The 18,122-nt window shown below is 69.0% G+C and carries 13 protein-coding genes; 6 read left to right on the top strand and 7 right to left on the bottom strand.

The features are described from left to right. Positions 1-22: 22 nt before the first annotated feature. Genes RCP38_RS07310 through RCP38_RS07300 form a run of 3 tightly spaced genes read right to left on the bottom strand, consistent with a single transcriptional unit; the run spans position 23 to position 5,372 of the window. On the bottom strand, positions 23-1,582 hold the full coding sequence (locus RCP38_RS07310; RefSeq protein ID WP_308476448.1) for an acetolactate synthase large subunit: 1,560 nt from the start codon (positions 1,580-1,582) through the stop codon (positions 23-25). 49 nt (positions 1,583-1,631) lie between these two features. After that, positions 1,632-3,014, bottom strand: a complete 1,383-nt coding sequence (locus tag RCP38_RS07305) for an FAD-binding oxidoreductase (RefSeq protein WP_308476447.1) — start codon at positions 3,012-3,014, stop codon at positions 1,632-1,634. Positions 3,015-3,020: 6 nt separating this feature from the next. Then, positions 3,021-5,372, bottom strand: a complete 2,352-nt coding sequence (locus tag RCP38_RS07300) for a Tex family protein (protein ID WP_308476446.1) — start codon at positions 5,370-5,372, stop codon at positions 3,021-3,023. 350 nt (positions 5,373-5,722) lie between these two features. Between RCP38_RS07300 and RCP38_RS07295 the strand changes: the two genes are divergently transcribed. Further along, positions 5,723-7,120: an HNH endonuclease signature motif containing protein gene (locus RCP38_RS07295; protein WP_308476445.1), complete on the top strand. Its 1,398-nt coding sequence runs from the start codon at positions 5,723-5,725 to the stop codon at positions 7,118-7,120. A gap of 44 nt (positions 7,121-7,164) precedes the next feature. Continuing rightward, positions 7,165-7,875: an ankryin gene (locus tag RCP38_RS07290; protein ID WP_308476444.1), complete on the top strand. Its 711-nt coding sequence runs from the start codon at positions 7,165-7,167 to the stop codon at positions 7,873-7,875. On the opposite strand, the gene RCP38_RS07285 is transcribed toward RCP38_RS07290, so the two are convergent. Genes RCP38_RS07285 through RCP38_RS07275 form a run of 3 tightly spaced genes read right to left on the bottom strand, consistent with a single transcriptional unit; the run spans position 7,866 to position 11,829 of the window. Further along, complete coding sequence (locus RCP38_RS07285) at positions 7,866-9,446, bottom strand: class I adenylate-forming enzyme family protein (protein WP_308476443.1); 1,581 nt, start codon at positions 9,444-9,446, stop codon at positions 7,866-7,868. The genes RCP38_RS07290 and RCP38_RS07285 overlap by 10 nt on opposite strands. Next, positions 9,439-10,974 carry an acyl-CoA synthetase gene (locus RCP38_RS07280; protein ID WP_308476442.1) on the bottom strand — a complete coding sequence of 512 codons (1,536 nt, stop codon included), beginning with the start codon at positions 10,972-10,974 and terminating at the stop codon, positions 9,439-9,441. Before RCP38_RS07280 ends, RCP38_RS07285 begins: the two co-directional genes overlap by 8 nt. Before the next feature lie 18 nt (positions 10,975-10,992). Beyond that, a complete protein-coding gene (locus RCP38_RS07275) occupies positions 10,993-11,829 on the bottom strand; it encodes an SDR family oxidoreductase (protein WP_308476441.1) in 837 nt (278 codons plus the stop codon). Positions 11,830-11,977: 148 nt separating this feature from the next. Here RCP38_RS07275 and RCP38_RS07270 point away from each other — a divergent pair, with 148 nt between their 5' ends. From RCP38_RS07270 to RCP38_RS07255, 4 genes are all read left to right on the top strand, one after another. Further along, on the top strand, positions 11,978-13,090 hold the full coding sequence (locus tag RCP38_RS07270) for a glycoside hydrolase 5 family protein (RefSeq protein ID WP_308476440.1): 1,113 nt from the start codon (positions 11,978-11,980) through the stop codon (positions 13,088-13,090). 118 nt (positions 13,091-13,208) lie between these two features. Further along, positions 13,209-14,978: a serine/threonine-protein kinase gene (locus RCP38_RS07265; RefSeq protein ID WP_308476439.1), complete on the top strand. Its 1,770-nt coding sequence runs from the start codon at positions 13,209-13,211 to the stop codon at positions 14,976-14,978. 112 nt (positions 14,979-15,090) lie between these two features. Further along, positions 15,091-16,140: a DUF1942 domain-containing protein gene (locus RCP38_RS07260; RefSeq protein ID WP_308476438.1), complete on the top strand. Its 1,050-nt coding sequence runs from the start codon at positions 15,091-15,093 to the stop codon at positions 16,138-16,140. Between the two features lie 153 nt (positions 16,141-16,293). After that, positions 16,294-16,968 (top strand): MPT63 family protein, encoded by a 675-nt coding sequence (locus RCP38_RS07255; RefSeq protein ID WP_308476437.1) that lies wholly within the window; start codon positions 16,294-16,296, stop codon positions 16,966-16,968. 12 nt (positions 16,969-16,980) lie between these two features. Here RCP38_RS07255 and RCP38_RS07250 read toward each other — a convergent pair whose 3' ends face one another. Then, positions 16,981-18,114, bottom strand: a complete 1,134-nt coding sequence (locus tag RCP38_RS07250; RefSeq protein WP_308477106.1) for an acyl-CoA dehydrogenase family protein — start codon at positions 18,112-18,114, stop codon at positions 16,981-16,983. Between the last annotated feature and the right edge of the window lie 8 nt (positions 18,115-18,122).

Below are 18,122 nucleotides of genomic sequence, written 5' to 3'. Positions count from 1 at the left end.
CCGGCCGGAACCGGGTGCCCGGTCAGAACAGGGTCGGGATCCGGGCGTCGATCAGGTGCGGGCCCGGCTCGGCCACGGCCCGGCGGAACTGTTCGGCGAGTTCGTCGCAGGTGGTGGCGACCGTGGCCGGCACCCCGAATCCTTCGGCGATCTTCGCGAAGTCCATGTTCGGCCGCGACAGATCCAGTAGGTCGTTCGCTTTGGGACCTCCGCCCTCGGCTCCGACCCGGGCCAGTTCCAGGCGCAGGATCGCATACGAGCTGTTGTTGATCAGCACCGTGGTCACGTTGAGGTTTTCGCGCGCCATCGTCCACAGCGCGGAGATGGTGTAGGCGGCGCTGCCGTCGGCCTGTAGTGCGATCACCGGTCGGTCCGGCGCGGCCACGGCCGCCCCCAGTGCCACCGGCAGGCCCTGCCCGATCGCCCCGCCGGTGAGCGTGAGCACGTCGTGCCGCGGTGCGCCGGCGGTGGCTGCTGGCAGCATCAGGCCGGAGGTGTTGGACTCGTCGGAGATGATCGCGTCGTCGGGCAGCAGCGCCCCGATCACCTGCACCCAGTTCTGCGGGGTGAGCTGGCCACTCGGCAGTTCTGGGACGGCCGCGGGGGCGGGCCGCGGCTGCACGTCGGGGGCCACCGCGTCGGCGAGCTGCTGCAGGGCCGCCACCACGTCGCTCTCCAGGCCGGCGAGATTGTGCACGGTGGCACCTTCGGGAACCAGGTCGCTGGGCTTGCCGGGGTAGGCGAAGAACGACACCGGGGCTCGGGTTCCGGCCACCACCAGGTGCTTGATCCCGTCGAGTTGGAATGCGGCCTGTTCGGCCAGGTAGCCGAGCCGGTCGATGGCCGGCACACCGGCACCGCGCACGACGCGGGCGGGGAAGGTCTCCACCAGCGCGCGGGCACCCGTCGCGGCGGCGATCCGGTCGGTGGCCTCCAGTGCGCGCACGTCGGCGACGGCCGGGCCGCCGATCAGGATCGCCACCGACTCCCCGCTGCGCAGCACCGCCGCGATCTCCGCGACGGCTTGTGCGTCGGGGGCCGCCGCGGGGATCGGTTCGACCGGAGCCGCGGACTGTGCGCCCTCGTCCCAGGAGATGTCGGCGGGCAGGATCAGGTTGGCGACCTGCGCCGGACTGGCCATGGATGCGGCCACCGCTTCGGCGGCGTCCCGCCCGACGTCACTGCCCTCACCGGTGCGGCGTACCCAGCCGTGCGTCCAGTCGGTCAACGGTTCGATGTCGGATTCCAGTGGGGCGTCGTACTTTTTGTGATACGTCGCGTGGTCGCCGATCACGTTGACCACCGGCACGTGGGCGCGGCGGGCGTTGTGCAGGTTGGCCAGGCCGTTGCCGAGCCCGGGCCCCAGGTGCAGCAGGGTCGCGGCGGGCTTCTGCGCTACCCGTGCGTAGCCGTCGGCGGCGCCGGTCACCACGCCTTCGAACAGGCACAGCACCCCGCGCATCTGTGGCACCGAATCCAGTGCCGCCACGAAATGCATCTCGGAGGTACCGGGGTTGGCGAAGCAGACCTGCACCCCGCTGTCCACCAGGGTGGATATCAGGGCCTGGGCTCCGTTGGTCATGTGCTTGCCTTTCTTGCCGGGCACCGAGATAGAGACGGACGCTCGCTGCCTATAGAAGCACGCCGGGATTGAGGATTCCGGCCGGGTCGAAGGCTTCCTTGATCCGGCGCATGAGCGCGATCTTGGCCGGGTCCTCCAGTTCCAGGAAATGCTCGGTCTTCACCCGTCCCAGGCCGTGCTCACCGGAGATGGCGCCACCCAGGTCCATCGCCGCCGCGAAGATGTCGTGCAGCAGTCGGTGCCGGACCTCGTCGTCGGCGCAGAACACCGCCAGGTGCACGTTGCCGTCACCGGCGTGGCCGCAACCGACCACCCCGGCGCCCGCACCCTGCGCGAGTTCCTGCGCCGCGGTGAGGAACCGGTGCATGCTGGCCCGCGGCACCACCACGTCGATGACGTCGTGGGCACCGGCGGCCTTGGCCGTCCAGAACGCCTTCTCCCGGGCTTCGATCAGGGCATGCGCCGAGTTGCCCTCCAGCACATACACATCGAGGGCGCCGAGTTCGCCGAGCAGCTCGCCCAGCATGGTCACGTCGCCGTCGAGCCGTTCCCGGTCGCGGTTCTCCACCCCCACCACCAGGTGCGCCTCGGCGGTTTCCCGGACCTCGTCGGGAATGCCCAGGTTGAGGTTCTGCGAGTAGCTGATCGCGGCCAGCGTGAGCTTGTCGACGTATTCCAGGATCACCGGGTCCACCCCGCTGCGCACCACCGACGGCACGGCACGCATGATCGCGGGCAGATCCGGGAACGGCGCCAGCAGGGTGGCCGAGTGCCCCAGCCGCGGGTAGAGCCGGACGGTGACCTCGGTGGCCAGCGCGCAGGTTCCCTCCGAGCCGATGATCAGTTGGGTCAGGTCGTAGCCGGTGGACAGCTTGGTGATGCGGCCGCCGGTGCGGATCAGTTCACCGGTCGGCAGTGCGGCCTGCAACCCGAGCACGTTGTGGCGGGTCACACCGTATTTGACCGCGCGCATGCCACCGGCGTTGGTGCCGACGTTGCCGCCGACGCTGGCGGACAACTCACCCGGGAAGACGGTGTACATCAGCCCGACGTCCGCGGTGGCGGCATCGAGGTCGGCCAGCGTGACCCCGGGTTGCACGACGGCGACCTGGTTCTCGGTGTCGATCTCCAGGATCGCCGCCATCCGCTCGAAGGAGATCAGCAGACCGCCGGGGCACGGCCGGGCACCGGCGGACATCCCGGTGCCGGAACCCCGTGCGGTGACCGGAATCTTGGCCGCGGTCGCCGCGGCCAGCAGCGCCGCGACCTGCTCGGCGTTCTCCGGGCGGGCGACATAGCCGGGCAGGACCGGTGTCCCCACCAGTGCCTCGTCATGGGCGTAGTCGGGGCCGATCTGGTCGCCGGTCAACAGTCCGGTCGCGCCGACGATGTCGGCGAACCTGCGCGCAGCGTCGGTCTCTACCGTGCCCATCGGTCCCTACCTCCCAAATCCGGCGTCACGCAGCGCCTGAGCCATCGACCCGCCTGCCGGGGCCGAATCCCGGCGTCCGGCATTGTTGCCCGGACGCCGCCCCCGATTCTGCTTGTCGCCGTCGCCGCGTGCAGCGGGTTTGGCCGCCGACCCGCGGGCGGGTTTCGCCCCCGGCTTGTCGTTCAACCGCAGGGACAGGCCGATGCGTTGGCGGTCCACGTCGACGTCGACCACCCGCACCTTCACCACCTGGCCGGACTTGACCACCTCGTGCGGGTCGGAGACGAACCGGTCGGCCATCGCCGAGACGTGCACCAGGCCGTCCTGGTGCACCCCGACGTCGACGAAGGCTCCGAAGGCGGCGACGTTGGTCACCACGCCCTCGAGCACCATGCCGACCTTGAGGTCGGCCACCTTCTCCACGCCGGTGGCGAACGTCGCGGTGGAGAACGCCGGCCGCGGGTCGCGTCCCGGCTTCTCCAACTCGGCGAGGATGTCGGTCACCGTCGGCACACCGAACCGGTCGTCGGCGAAGTCGCCGGGCTGCAGCGACCGCAACAGCCGTTCGTCGCCGATGATCTCGGCCAGTTCCACTCCGGAGCGATCCAGGATGCGCCGGACCACCGGGTAGGCCTCGGGGTGCACGCCCGAGGAATCCAGCGGGTCGTCGCCGTCGCGAATACGCAGGAAGCCGGCGCACTGCTCGAATGCCTTGGGCCCCAATCGCGGAACGTCGAGCAGGGCGGCTCGGTTGCGGAACGGACCGGTCTGGTCGCGGTGCGCCACGATCGCCTCGGCCAGCGATTCGGAGACCCCGGAGACCTTGGCCAGCAGCGGTGCCGAAGCGGTGTTGAGGTCCACGCCGACGGCGTTCACGGCGTCTTCGACCACCGCGTCGAGGCTGCGGGCCAGGGTGCCGGGCGTGACGTCGTGCTGGTACTGGCCGACGCCGATCGACTTGGGTTCGATCTTGACCAGTTCGGCCAGCGGGTCCTGCAGCCGGCGTGCGATCGACACCGCGCCGCGCAGCGTGACGTCCAGGTCGGGCAGTTCGTGGGCGGCATATGCCGAGGCCGAGTACACCGATGCGCCGGCCTCGCTGACCATCGCCTTGGTCGGGGCGGGGGCCCCGGCGGCCTTGATGTCGGCGATCAGTTCGGCGGCCAGCGCGTCGGTCTCGCGTGATGCGGTGCCGTTGCCGACGGCGATCAGGTCCACACCGTGGCGGGCGACCAGCGCGGCCAAGGTGGCCTTGGCCTGATCCCACTGCTTCTGGGGTTGGTGCGGGAAGATCGCGCAGGTGTCGACCACCTTGCCGGTGCCGTCGACGACGGCGACCTTCACCCCGGTACGGAAGCCCGGGTCCAGGCCGAGCGTGGTGCGGTTGCCCGCCGGGGCGGCCAGCAGCAGGTCTTTGAGGTTCTTGGCGAACACCGCCACCGCGTCGGCCTCGGCGCGTTGCCGCAGTCGCATCCGGGCGTCGACGGCGGCCGAGAACGCCAGCCGGGTGTCCCACGCCCAGCGCACGGTGCCGGCCAGCCAGGGGGTGGCCGCGCCCGGAGCGGTCATGTCCACACCGAGCGAGTCGGCGACCATCGCCTGGTAGGGCGCATCGTCGCCGCCGTCGAAGGACAGCGCCAAGGCGTCTTCCTTCTCGCCGCGCAGCACTGCCAGCACCCGGTGCGACGGCATGGTCTCCAGCGCTTCCCCGAACTCGAAGTAGTCCCGGAATTTCTGTGCCGCTGGACTTTTCGCGGCTTCTTCCGACCGCGGCATAGTCTTGAGCGAACCGCACGACCAGAACTTCTCCCGGACCGCGCCCACCAGTTCGGCGTCCTCGGCGGCGCGTTCGACCAGGATGGCGCGGGCGCCTTCGAGTGCGGCGGCAGCATCGGCGACCTCTTCGCCGAGATATTCGGCGGCCAGCTGTTGCGGGTCCAGGCTCGGGTCGGCCAGCAAGCGCTCGGCCAGCGGCTCCAGGCCGGCTTCCCGGGCGATCTGCGCCTTGGTGCGACGCTTGGGCTTGTAGGGCAGGTAGATGTCTTCGACGCGGGCCTTGGTGTCGGCCTGGATCAAGGCATTGCGCAGTTCGTCGGTGAGCTTGCCCTGTTCTTCGATCGAGGACAGCACGGCGTTCCGGCGCTCATCGAGTTCGCGCAGGTAACGCAGCCTTTCTTCGAGGGTGCGCAGCTGGCCGTCGTCGAGGCTGCCGGTGACCTCCTTGCGGTAGCGGGCGATGAACGGCACCGTCGCCCCCTCGTCGAGCAGCGCGACGGCGGCCGCGACCTGCCGTTCGGCCACCGCCAGTTCGTCGGCGAGGCGGGCATTCACCGGTTTGAGGGTTGAGCTCGAAGTCACGGGCAGCGACCCTACCGAACACCGCCGACAGTTCCCGGGTGCGGCACGGCGTGGCTTTTGACGGTCCGGAGGATGTCTACGATGCCGGTCACGTCGGCGTCGCCGAAGAGCTGGTCCGGGCCACGCGGCGCGTGATCGGTGTAGGGCGAACGGTTGCCCCTACAGCCCTTAACTATCGGTGCCGGCGCACCTTCAAAAGGTCGTCATCAACTCATCTGCCATACCCCAGCACGGTTGGCGATATCTGCCGCGCCGGTTCTCTGAGGTCGGTTTATCCCCAGTTGCCTGTTTGATCCACAGGCCGGGGTTCGACACCCATCTATCGCACGTTTGTTCGATACGTTGGGGTCATGGCTGAACAGGTCCTCACCCCCGCCGAGACCGCCCGCGCCGCGGTCCGCACCGAACTGGACCGCATCGACACCGCCCACGCCCGACTACGCGCCCTGAACACCGACATCGTCGGCAACACCTTCCGCATCGAAGTCGCCGAACGCCTCGAAACCCAACACCGGACCAACCGCGGCCTGTCCTACCGCATCCTCGGCGAAATCGCCGACCCCACCGACGGCCCCGACCAACCCACCAGCACCGCCACCCTCGACTTGCTCTGGCAGAAACTGCGCATCCCCCGCGCCGAACTCCGCCGCCGCATCCGCATCGCCGCCCGCATCCGCCCCCGCCGCAATCTCACCGGACCACCACGCCCACCCGAACTACCCCACCTGGCCACCGCCATCGAAGAAGGACACCTCGGCGACGACCACCTCAAAACCATCACCACCACCCTCGACCACCTACCCACCACCGTCACACCCGCCGACCGCGACCGCGCCGAACACACCCTCGTCCACCACGGCCGCGAACACGACGCCGACTTCGTCAGAATCGCCGGCCAGCGCATCGCCGACCACCTCAACCCCGACGGCACCTACACCGACCACGACCGGGCACGACGCCGCACCCTGAACCTCGGCCGCCAAGGCCCCGACGGCATGAGCACCCTCACCGGCTGCCTCGACCCCGAAACCCGCGCCTACCTCGAAACCGCCCTCGCCGCCGTCCGCCCCGGCCACCGCCAACCCGACGGCCTCGACACCACCGGGCCCGACCTACGGTCCAACGGCCAACGCAACCACGACGCCCTCAAACTCACCCTCCGCGCCGGCATCGCCTCCGGGGAGTTGGGCACCCACCGCGGCGTGCCCGTCACCGTCATCGCCACCACCACCCTGGCCGAACTCAACCAAGCCCTCCACGCCACCACCAACCCCGCCATTCCCATGCCCGGCCCCGCGACCACCGGCGGCGGCAGCCGCCTCCCCCTGCGCGACCTGATCACCATGGCCGCCGACTCCATCCACTACCTCGCCGTCTTCGACGACCACTCCAACCGACCCCTCTACCTCGGCCGTAGCAAACGCCTCGCCACCCTCGACCACCGCATCATCTGCCACGCCCGCGACCGCGGCTGCACCCGACCGGGCTGCCCCGCCCCCGGCTACCACTGCGAAGTCCACCACACCCCCGACTGGAACAACGGCGGCCAAACCAACCCCGACCAACTCCACTTCGCCTGCGGCTGCGACCACACCACCACCACCCAAGGCCAACTCCACACCCAAGTCACCGACCAAGGCCGCCTCGCCTGGACCGACGGCACCACCCCACCAGCAATCAACCACCTCCACCACCCCGAAGAACTCCTCGACAAACCCCCCGACAACGACGAAGAAGAAGACCCCTAGCGGGGCCACAGGAAACCCCACCCACCACGCGAGAGGATGACACGGTGACCACCTACACCGAGATCCGCAACAATGCGCCGCTGTGGCCGGGCGTGCTGGACCGCTCGCTGGTCGGTAACCGGCAGGCCCAGGCTGCGCTGTATCTGGCCGACGCGGCCAAGCGCGGCAAGTGGCGCAAGGTGATCCGCGAGCTCGACCGGGGCGATCACGTCGTCGACATCAAGTACTGGCGGCCGGAGGGAAAGACCTGGCTGTCGGTGCTGCACCAGGCCGGCTGGAACGGAGCCCCAACCGAGGTCGCATCGTGGCTGATCGAGCGGGGAGCACTGCGCAGTCAACCGGATGCCGCCGGGCGGACCGCCTATGACCTCGCGGTCGAACACGGCCGACCGGCCGAACTATTGGAGGTGCTCAAACCGCCGCAGAGTCCGCTGGACCGCGACCGGATCACCGCGCTCGACGACCAACTCGCCGCGGTCCTCGACGGTTTGATCGAGCATCTCTTCCGCGGCGCCGACCTGCGCCAGATGTTCCGCTATCCCCCGGTCGAGGTGCTGCACGAGCTACCCGGCAGGCAACTGTGGTTCCCGGTCCCCTACCTGTGGGGCGGCTTCCGGGTGGGGCTGAGCGGCGATGACGTGGAACTGTTCGGCGGCTACCGCGAACTCGACCCGGTCGGCGAGGTGCACATCGCCACGGTCGGCTACCTGATCACCCCCGACGGCCCGTCCCAGGTCTACGAGGGCTACGAATGAGAAGAATATCCGCTGAGTTCCCGCAACCGGCCTTTGGCGATCTTCCCGCCCGACGAGCGGGGTAGCTCCTCGAGCACGACCAGGCGCTCGGGCAGCAGCTCCTTGGACACCCCGAGTCCCAGCAGATGCTCGGCAAGTCCCGGCAGGTCGACGGTGCGTCCGCCGACCAGTTCCACATAGACGCAGACCTTCTCGCCGAACACCTCGTCACGCATCGGCACCGCGGCGGCCACCGCGATCGCCGGGTGCGACATCACCGCGTCCTCGACCTGGGCCGCACTGATGTTCTTTCCGCCGCGCAGGATGAAATCCGAGGTGCGGCCGGTGACGCTCAGATAGCCGTCGGCGTCGATCTCGCAGATGTCGCCCATCCGCATCCAGCCGTCGGGGGTGAACAGCTTGTCGTGATCGACGCCGTTCAGATACCCGAGGCTGGTGGCCGGTCCCCGGCACGCGGGCTGCCCGCGGCCGCTGTCGGTCACGTCGGTGTCGCCGTCGTCCCCGCCGAACAGTCGCACCGCCATCTCCGGCACGATCCGCCCGCCGGAGCGCAGCCGCCGCTCCAGCGGGTCGGCCAGCGTGGTGGCGCTGAGCAACCCGGTCTCGTTGGATCCGTAGAACTGCAGGATCTTCGCGCCGGTGAGCTCCTCGAACTCCGCGGCCGGCCGATACGGCAGGGCCTCGCCACCGGTGAACACCACCCGCAGTGAGCTCAGGTCGAACTCCCGGCTCGCCGGGTCTGCCATCATCATCGTCAATTGCGTGCTGACACAGCACAATACGGTGACCTTATGCCGTTCGATCGCCGCGCAGGTCGCCGCCGCGCTGAACCGCTCCAGCAGTACCGCGGTAACCCCCAGATGAATCGGCGTGGTGTGGCTGGTCCACAGACCGAATCCGAAAGGTGTCGGGATGATCGGCAGGAACACGTCCTGCGAACTCAACCGGCCGTTGGCCACCGCCAACTGGTGGAAGTAATGCCAGCGGTTCTGGGTGTGCACCACGCACTTGGGCAGCCCGGTGGTGCCCGACGTCGAGTTGATCAGGAATACGTCATCGGGGCCGAGCGCCGGCCCCGGCGCACCGACCTCGACTCCAGACCGCAGCGTGTCGATGTCGAGCGCCTCGACCCCCAGGCCGCTGGACGCGGTCTCGAACCGCTGCTCGTCGGCGATCAGCAGCTTCGCCCCGGCGGCAGCCAGGATCGCGGTCACCTCCCGGGTCCCGGCCCGCGCGCCGATACCCACCACCACCGCACCGCACCGCTCCAGAGCCACGAACAGTACGTGAATAGCAGAAGAATCCTTATGCCACACCGCAATCCGGTCACCGGGCCGCACACCCGCCCCGGCCAGGCGGGCCGCCAGCGCGTCGGCCTCCGCGTCGAATTCCCGCCAGGTCAGCGCCGATCCCGGATCGTCACCGCGATAGTCCACGTACGCCTCACGGTCGGGAAACCGCTGCGCATTGTCGCGGACCGCATCTGAGAGCGTGGTCTGCGACCACCAGCCCTCGGCGTGATAGCGGGCCACTTCGGCCTCGGTGTAGGCAGGTGAAACCCAGTCAGGCATAACGCTCCTGCAGCTTTCCCTTGATGAGTTTTCCGGTCGGCGTCCGCGGTAGGTCGGTGCTGAACTCGTAGCGTCGCGGCACCTTGTAGTGCGCGATGCGCTCCCGCAGGAACTGCTCCAACAACGCTGCCAGCCCCTCGGTCTCGTCGAGGTCGGCGACCGGATGCACCACCGCCAGCACCGATTCGCCCATCTCCTCATCCGGCACGCCGATCACGGCGACGTCGTGCACCGCGGGATGCAGCGTCAGCGCGTTCTCGATCTCCTGCGGATAGATGTTCACCCCGCCGGAGATGATCATGAACGATTTGCGGTCGGTCAGATACAGATAACCGTCGGCGTCGAGGTAGCCGACGTCACCGGTGGTGCTCCAGTTCGGGTGGTCCCGGTGGCGGGTTTCGGCGGTGCGCTGCGGGTCCCCGTGGTATTCGAACGGCGCCGTATCGCGTTCGAAATAGATGGTCCCGACCTCTCCGGTCGCTACCTCGGCGCCGTCGTCATCGCAGATATGCGCAACTCCCAGCACCGGTCTGCCGACCGATCCGGGATGCGCCAGCCACTCGCCGCTGTCGATGATCGACGTGCCGGCGGCTTCGGTGGACGAGTAGTACTCCAGCAGGATCGGCCCCCACCAGTCGATCATCGCGCGCTTGACCTCGACCGGGCACGGCGCGGCACCGTGCACCGCACACCGGTGCGACGACAGATCGTAGGAGTCGCGGACCCGCGGATCGAGTTTGAGCATCCGGACGAACATCGTCGGCACCCATTGACTGTGGGTGACCCGGTATTGCTCGATGAAGCCGAGCGCCGCCGCGGCGTCGAAACGTCGCATCATCACCACGGTCGCGCCGACCCGGTGCGCCATCGCCATGAACCGCAGCGGCGCCGAATGGTAGATCGGCGCCGGGGACAGATAGACCGAGTCGGCATCGAGTCCCATCGGCCCGGCGAACAATCCGGTGATCCGGTCCCCCGGCTCGTCGACATCACGATCCGGCAGCGGTACCTCGATCCCCTTGGGAAAACCGGTCGTCCCCGACGAATACAACATGTCCGCCCCGCAGGGCTGCGCGGGCAACGGCTGCGACGACGCGGATGCGATCACCGCCTCGTAGTCGTCGAAACCGGGCACCGCCCCCAGGGCGATCCGGCGCCCCACGCCGGGAACCGCGGATACCACCGCGTCGGCGACAGTGGCGAACCGCTCGGCGACCACGAACGTCTGCGCACCGCAGTCCTCAACGATGTAGGCGACTTCGGCCGCGCTCAGATGGGAGTTGATGAACGTGACGTAGAGGCCCGAACGCAGTGCGGCCCAGTAGATCTCCATGGCCCGCGGCTGGTTGTCGCAGAGCACCGCGAGGTGATCGCCGGACCGCACCCCGTCGTCGTAGAGGTGCCGGGCGAACCGCAGCGAGCGGTCGTCGAGGCGGCCGTAGGTGAGGATCTCCCCGGTCTCGGCGACGATAACCGCCGGACGCTGCGGTGCGATCTCGGCAACGGTGCCAGGATACCCGGGAGACATCGCGCGTGGCCCTCCGCGTCAGTAGATGTAGTCTTCGCCGCTCGCGCGCACCGTGATGTCGCTGATGCTGATGCCCCAGGGCTGGTCGATGACATGCACCACCGCCTCGGCGAGATCTTCGGGCGTGATCAGCCAGTACTGCACCGAATCGATGTCGGTCTGCTCGGCGGTGAGATTTCCCTGGGCGAACGCGGTGACCGACTGCATGTAGCTCTCGCCGCGGGAACCGACGATGCCCATGATCGCGGCGCCGTTGACGACCCCCTTGCCCAGGTTGGTGCCCAGCACACCGGTCGGCTTGACGGTGGTCACCTTGATCTTGCCTTTGGCCTCGCTGCGCAGCGAGTCCGACAGCACCGCCACCGCGGCTTTGGTGGCGCTGTAGACGCCCGATCCCGCCACGCCGGCGTTGCCGTAGATGGACGAGATGTTGACGACGTGTCCGCGGCCCTGCTCGATCATCTGGTCGTAGACGGCCGAGATGCCGTTCACCACACCCTTGATGTTGATGTCGATCGCGCGATGCCACTGTTGCCACGCCTTTTCGTGGTCCGCGAAGTAGGCCAGGGGCATCACGCCGGCGTTGTTGACGATCACGTCGACCGCGCCGAACGTCTGCACCGCGTGCTGCACGACGGCTTTCATCTGGTCCATGTCGGTGACGTCGGCGACCTGATAGGTGCCGGACCCGCCCGCCTCGCGAATCCCGTCGAACACGTCCTCGAGTGCCTGCGCGCCGATGTCCACTCCGACGACGCGTGCTCCTCCCGCGGCGCACTTCTCGGCGATCAGCTTGCCGAATCCGCCACCGGCGCCGGTGACGACGACGACTTTGTCCTGCAGGTGTTGCGACATAGTCGTCCTCCCGACAACGAAAATGGGACCGAGCAGTATCGCTGCAGTCTAGGTGGCGGGTATTGCCGCTGCTGCGTCCGCCCGATTGCCCGGCACAGTCCGCATGTTCAGTCGCCCGACCACCGGGTCCGGGCGCTATGGTCGCCTGGTGAAACGTCGAACGGCACTGGGGCTGCCCCTCTTGTTGACGGCGGGTTCGACATTGAGCCGACTCCCGCGGGCCGGCGCGGATCCCGGCCGATGGTCGATCGACCGGGTGAATCGCTGGTATCAGGCTCAGGGCTGGCCGGTCGGTGCCAACTACATCACTTCGACCGCGGTCAACCAGTTGGAGATGTTCCAGGCCGACACCTTCGACCTGCCGCGGATCAACGCCGAGTTGGGCTGGGCCCGATCCGCCGGCTTCAACACCATGCGGGTGTTCCTGCACGACCAGTTGTGGGCGGCCGACCAGCGGGGCTTCCAGTACCGGCTGTCCCAGTTCGTCACCGTCGCCGCCCGGCATCGCATCAAACCGCTGTTCGTGCTCTTCGACTCCTGTTGGGATCCGCATCCGAAAGCCGGGCCTCAGCAGGCGCCCCGGGTCGGGATCCACAACTCACGCTGGGTGCAGAGTCCGGGCGCCGATCGGCTCGGCGACCGCAGCTACTACCCCACCCTGCATTCCTACGTCACCGGTGTGATGAGCCAGTTCCGATACGACGACCGGGTGCTGGGCTGGGACCTGTGGAACGAGCCGGACAACATGGCCCGCGAGTACAGCAGCGTGGAACGCTCCGACAAACTCGATCTGATCAGCGACCTACTCCCGCAGGTCTTCAGTTGGGCGCGGTCGGTCAACGCCCGCCAACCGCTCACCAGCGGTATCTGGGAAGCGTCCCGACGGGGCAGCACGATCGTCAACACTCAACTGAACCAGTCCGACGTCATCACGTTCCACTCCTACGACAAGCCGGCGGACTTCAGCCAGCGCATCGCCGAGTTGGCACCGTACGGCCGGCCGATGATGTGCACCGAGTACCTGGCCCGTACCCGCGGCAACACCATCGACGGGATACTGCCGATCATGAAGCGCCACAAAGTGGGCGCCTACAACTGGGGATTCGTCGCAGGCCGGACCCAGACCTACCTGCCGTGGGATTCCTGGGACCACCCGTACACCGCAGAACCGCAGGTGTGGTTCCACGATCTGGTGCAGCCCACCGGGCGCGCCTACCGCAATCTGGAGATCATGACGATCAGCAACCTGACCGGCCGCTGATCCCACCGGCCGCACCGAATTCGACGGATCTTGGCGCGACCGGCTGATTGCCGCCGGGTTCGATGATGAAATCATTAGCGGCAATGTCGTCGGACGTGTGGTTCGGTGGCCGGGGTTCATGGATTTCCGTGAGGAGTCGGTGATGGGCGAGACCGCGTCGGGTTCGCGGGCTGGGTCGCGCGTGGGGCGTTACCTCCTCAAACGGTTGTTGGGGCGCGGTACCACCGGCGAGGTGTACGAGGCGTTCGACACCCAGAAGAACCGCACCGCCGCGCTCAAGCTGCTGGCACCGGCGTTGGGGCAGAATCCCGCTTTCCGCGAGTGGCTGCAGCGCGAAGCGCTGGTGGTGGGGCGGGTACAGGAACCGCACGTGGTCCCGGTCCGCGATTACGGTGAGCTCGACGGCGAGGTGTTCATCGATACGCCGCTGGTCCAGGGGGACGACTTGGCCGCCGTGCTGAAACGCAACGGCGTGTTGGCGCCTTCTCGAGCGGTGAACCTGGTGTGGCAGGCGGCCTCGGCGCTGGATGCCGCGCACAACGCCGGGGTGATCCACCGGGGCGTCAAACCGCGCAACATCGTGCTGACCGGTGACGATTTCGTCTACCTGGTCGATTTCGGGTTGGCGGGCGCGCCCGGGGCCGAGGCGGCCGACGCCGAGAACGCGGGCGCCCGATGGAAGTACGCCGCACCGGAGTTGTTCACCGGCGAGGACTTCGGGCCGAGCGTCGACGTCTACGCGTTGGCGTGCGTGCTCTACCAGTGTCTGACGGGCTCGCCGCCCTACCGCGCGGACAGTCTCAAAATGCTGGCCAATGCGCATCAGTCCAAGCCCATCCCCCGGCCCAGCCTGGCCGGAGCGACGATTCCGGCCGGGTTCGACGACGTCGTCGCCAAAGGCATGGCCAAGGATCCGCAGGAGCGTTATGCCAACGCGGCGGAGCTCGCGACGGCGGCCTACCAAGCACTCAGCGCACCCGATCAGCACCGCACGCTGCAGATCTACGAGGCCAGTCAGCAGGCCACCGGACCGTTGATCGAGCCGTCGCCGGCCGGCGCGCAGCCCGCCCCGGCCGAAGCGCCTCCCGATGAACAGCCCATCCCGCCGGTCCCGCCGGTTGACGTCCCTCCGCCCGCGGCGCCGGTCGAGGCGGCCACACCCGTCGAGGCGGCCGCACCGATCCAGGCCGCCGGACCGGCGGCGCCCGATCCGGTCGTCGCCCACCCGGGTGCCGCCCGGGTCTCGACGGTCACCGACGACTGGTTCAGCCCGCTGCGCCGTCAACCCCTGTACCGCGACCCCGCGAAACGCAAGCTGTTGTTGCGGGTCGCGGCCGCGGCAGTCGTATTGATCGGCCTGATCACCTGGATCACCAACCGATCCGGCTCGGAGGACCAGACCGCCGGCACCGATAGCACGGAGTCGTCCGAGGTGAGTCGGCCCACCACCACCGCGTCGACGGCCGAGGCCCAGGCCCGGCTGCGCAAACTACTGCCGTCGGGATATCCGCAGGATGCCTGCACCACGACCACGCCGACGGGCGGCGCTATCGCGCAGCTGACCTGTGGCCGCAACGTCGATGTCGACGGGCCGCCGGCGGCGACCTACGCACTGTTCGGCGACGCCGGCGCGATGCGCCGCAGCTTCGACAGCACCGTGCAGGCCACCAACGTCGTCACCTGCCCCGGCCGCATCCAGTCGCCCGGCGCGTGGCACCGTGCCGCCGCCCCCGACAAGACCGCCGGGACACTGCTGTGCGGGATGCGGCAGAGTTCGCCGGTGCTGGTCTGGACCAACGATGCCAATTTGATGATCGGCACCCTGCAGACCGAACGCAGCACGCCGACGCTGGAGCAGTTCTACACGTGGTGGAGTTCGCACTCCTGACCGTCGATCCAGACGACACGGACAAACATAGTTGTGCGATCCGTTAGGATTTTGCGACCTGAGTCACTGCATCACCCGCGAGCCCCCATCGACCCCGAGGAGTGACCTGACAATGAAGTTCTTCGCAACTGCCGTGGTAGCAGCCGGCGCGTTGGCCGCGGCCGGAGCCGTCACCGCCGCAGCCGCAGGTGCCGACGTCGGTGACGCCGCCCCCTCGATCCATCCGATCGGCACTCAGGCCACGCTGGACAACGGTGGGGTGATCCAGGGCTGGACCATCAGCAACCTGCGCCCCAGCTCGGATGCGATCCCCTACCAGCCGCGCGGCACCCTGTGGGAGGCCACCGCCACCGACGTGGCCATCCAGGGCACCGTCACCCCGGTGATCGCCAACATCGGGGCGCGCTCCGCAAACGGTCAGACCTATCCCGCACTGTTCACCGTGGCCACCGCGCAGGGTGTGAACCCGGCCAACCTGGCTCAGGGCCAGCAGACCAGCGGCAAGGTCTACTTCGACGTCACCGGTGACGCCCCCGACAGCGCGGTCTACCAGGGCGCCGGCAAGGACCTGCTGATCTGGACCCCGGCGCCGGCCGCGGGCTCGTCGGCACCGGCGGCCACCGGTTCACCGCGGACCTCGGCGCCGGCCGCCACCAGTCCGAAGCCGGCGCAGTCGGGTGCCCAGGGCGCACCGGCGGCCGCCGGAACCACGCCGGCCACCGGCAGCACCGCGCCCGCCGGCAGCCAGGGCACGCCGCTGCCCGCCGAAGCCGGCGGCACCCCGGCGGTCGCGACGGGTACGGAGACCCCGGCCACCGGCGGTTCGGAGACCACCGGCAGTACGAGCGGCGCCGAGGGGTCGACCACCGCCGGCAGCGCGGAGGCGTCGGCGCCGGCGAGCGAACCGGCGCCGTCGTCGCAGCAGACTCCCGGTAGCACCTCGCAGTCCGAGGCCTCGGCTCCGGCCGGCAGCTCGGGCACGCCGCTGCCCGCCGAAGCCCCCAGCTCGGGCACGCCGCTGCCGGCGGAGGCCCCCAGCGCATCGGCGACGGGGTCGGAAGGCAGCGTGTCGGTGCCCGCCGGCAGCCAGGGCACGCCCGTTCCCGCCGCCGCCGGTACGGCGTCGGCCGGCGCTGCGGGCACCGCCACCGCATCGAACTGACCGAGCACCCGAAACGCCAGTCCGGCCCGGTCTCCGCCTCGGCGGCGGCCGGGCCGGACTCGTTTCTCAACTAGCCTGGTCGAAAGCCCGTTACCATTGCGGTACATCAGTACCAATGCCGCCGGGATGTCGCCGAACCGAGGAGCCAGACCCATGAAGTCCATCTCGACCGCGCTGGTTGCCGGGGCGCTTGTCGCTACCGGGATTTTGAGCGGCGCAGTCGCTGCAGCGGACGGCCCCGAGCCGGTCACCCACCCGCTCGGCACCCAGGGCACCGTGCCCGAAGGCCCGGGGGTGCACGGCTGGACCATCGCCGATCTGCGTCCCAGCTCCGACACGATCCCCTACCAGCCGCGCGGCACGCTGTGGGAGGCCACCGCCACCGACGAGGCCATCCAGGGCACCGTCTTCCCGATCGTCGCCAACCTCAGTGCCCGCTCGGCCAGCGGCCAGAATTACCAGGCACTGTTCACCGTGCCGACCGCACAGGGCATCGTGCCGACCGGCTTGGCCCAAGGTCAGAAGACCAGCGGCAAGGTCTACTTCGACGTGACCGGCGATGCGCCGAACAGCATGGTGTACCAGATCGGCGGCAACGACCTGATCCGGTGGGAGGCACCCGCACCCCAGCCCGCTGCGACGGCACCGCAGCCGCAGCAGACCGGCGGCGCCACGCAGGCCCCGGCCAACAGCGGCAGCCAACGTGCGCCCGCACCGGCCCGCACCCCATCGACCAACTCCACGCGCCCCGGTCCCGCGGCTCCGCCGCAGGGCAGCTCGGGCACGCCGCTTCCCGCCGAAGGCAGTTCAGGCACCCCGCTGCCCTGATTCAGTGGCCGCTCACAGCCCGAACTGATCGTCGATCAGCCCGAGCCAGATCTGGGCCGCGTCGATGGCCACCTTCTCGCTGATGAAGGCATGCTGGGTACCGGTGTAGATGTCGCGGAATGCGCGCTCGAGCCGGCTGCCTTCGCGGATCGCCGAGGTCCCGGCGACCAGATGCGCCCACTCCGCGCAGGCTCGGGCGGTGTCGGTGGCGTAGACGGCGGCCACCCGCATGTCGGCCCGTAATCCCGGCGTCAGGTCTTCGCCTGCGGCGACGGCGGATTCGGCGGTGGTGAAGGCATCGAGCACCAGCAGTCGGGCGGCGCGCCACGCGGCGACGTGGTGTGCCAGTCCCTTCTGGAAAGTGGGTCGACTGGCCAGCGACGCCATGTCGCTCATCCGGTATTTGGTGGCCGCCAGTTCGGTGACGTCGTCGAGCATGCTCTTGGCCACCCCGAGCGCCCACGACGCGTGTCCGGCGGCCGTCACCGGCATCAGGCCCATCCGGACGGCCGGTGAGTCTCCCCGCGACGGGCGGCGACTGAACAACGGAAACGTCCGGTACTGCGGGACGAACACGTCCTGCACGCTGTAGTCGTAGGAACCCGTTCCCTTCAGACCCTGGACGTGCCAGCCGTCGTCGAACGAGACCTGTTCACGCGGCAGGACGGCCACCTGCATGTCGGGTATCCCCTCACCCGCCCAGCGCATCTCGCCGTCGTCCATCGGGAAGAAACCCGCGGCCACATACGCCGAATGACCGATGCCGGAGCCGAAGCTCCACGCCCCGCTCAGCCGGTAACCGCCGTCCACCGCGACGCCTTGGCCGTTGGGAAAGTACTGGCCGCCGAGCGTGACGCGCTGGTCGCCGCCGCCGAACACCTCGGCGAAGCCCTCCTCGGGCAGATAGGCCGCCGCGGCGAACGACGACGGCATGTTGGCGATGCCGACCCAACCGAACGATCCGTCCTGCCAGGCCATTTCGATCCACGTCTCGATCATCTCGGCGAACGACGGCTCGACACCGCCGGCGGCGACCGGATTGAACGCCGGCAGCAACCCGGTGCGCCACATCTCCTCGACGACCGGGTCGGTCAGGGTACGGGCCTGCTCGCATGCGGCCGCTTCGGCCGCCACCACGTCGCGCATGCCGCGTG

Origin of the sequence: Mycolicibacter sp. MU0083 (assembly GCF_963378075.1) — a bacterium.
Classification (GTDB): domain Bacteria; phylum Actinomycetota; class Actinomycetes; order Mycobacteriales; family Mycobacteriaceae; genus Mycobacterium; species Mycobacterium kokjensenii.
This window is presented reverse-complemented; position numbering and strand designations above follow the sequence as displayed.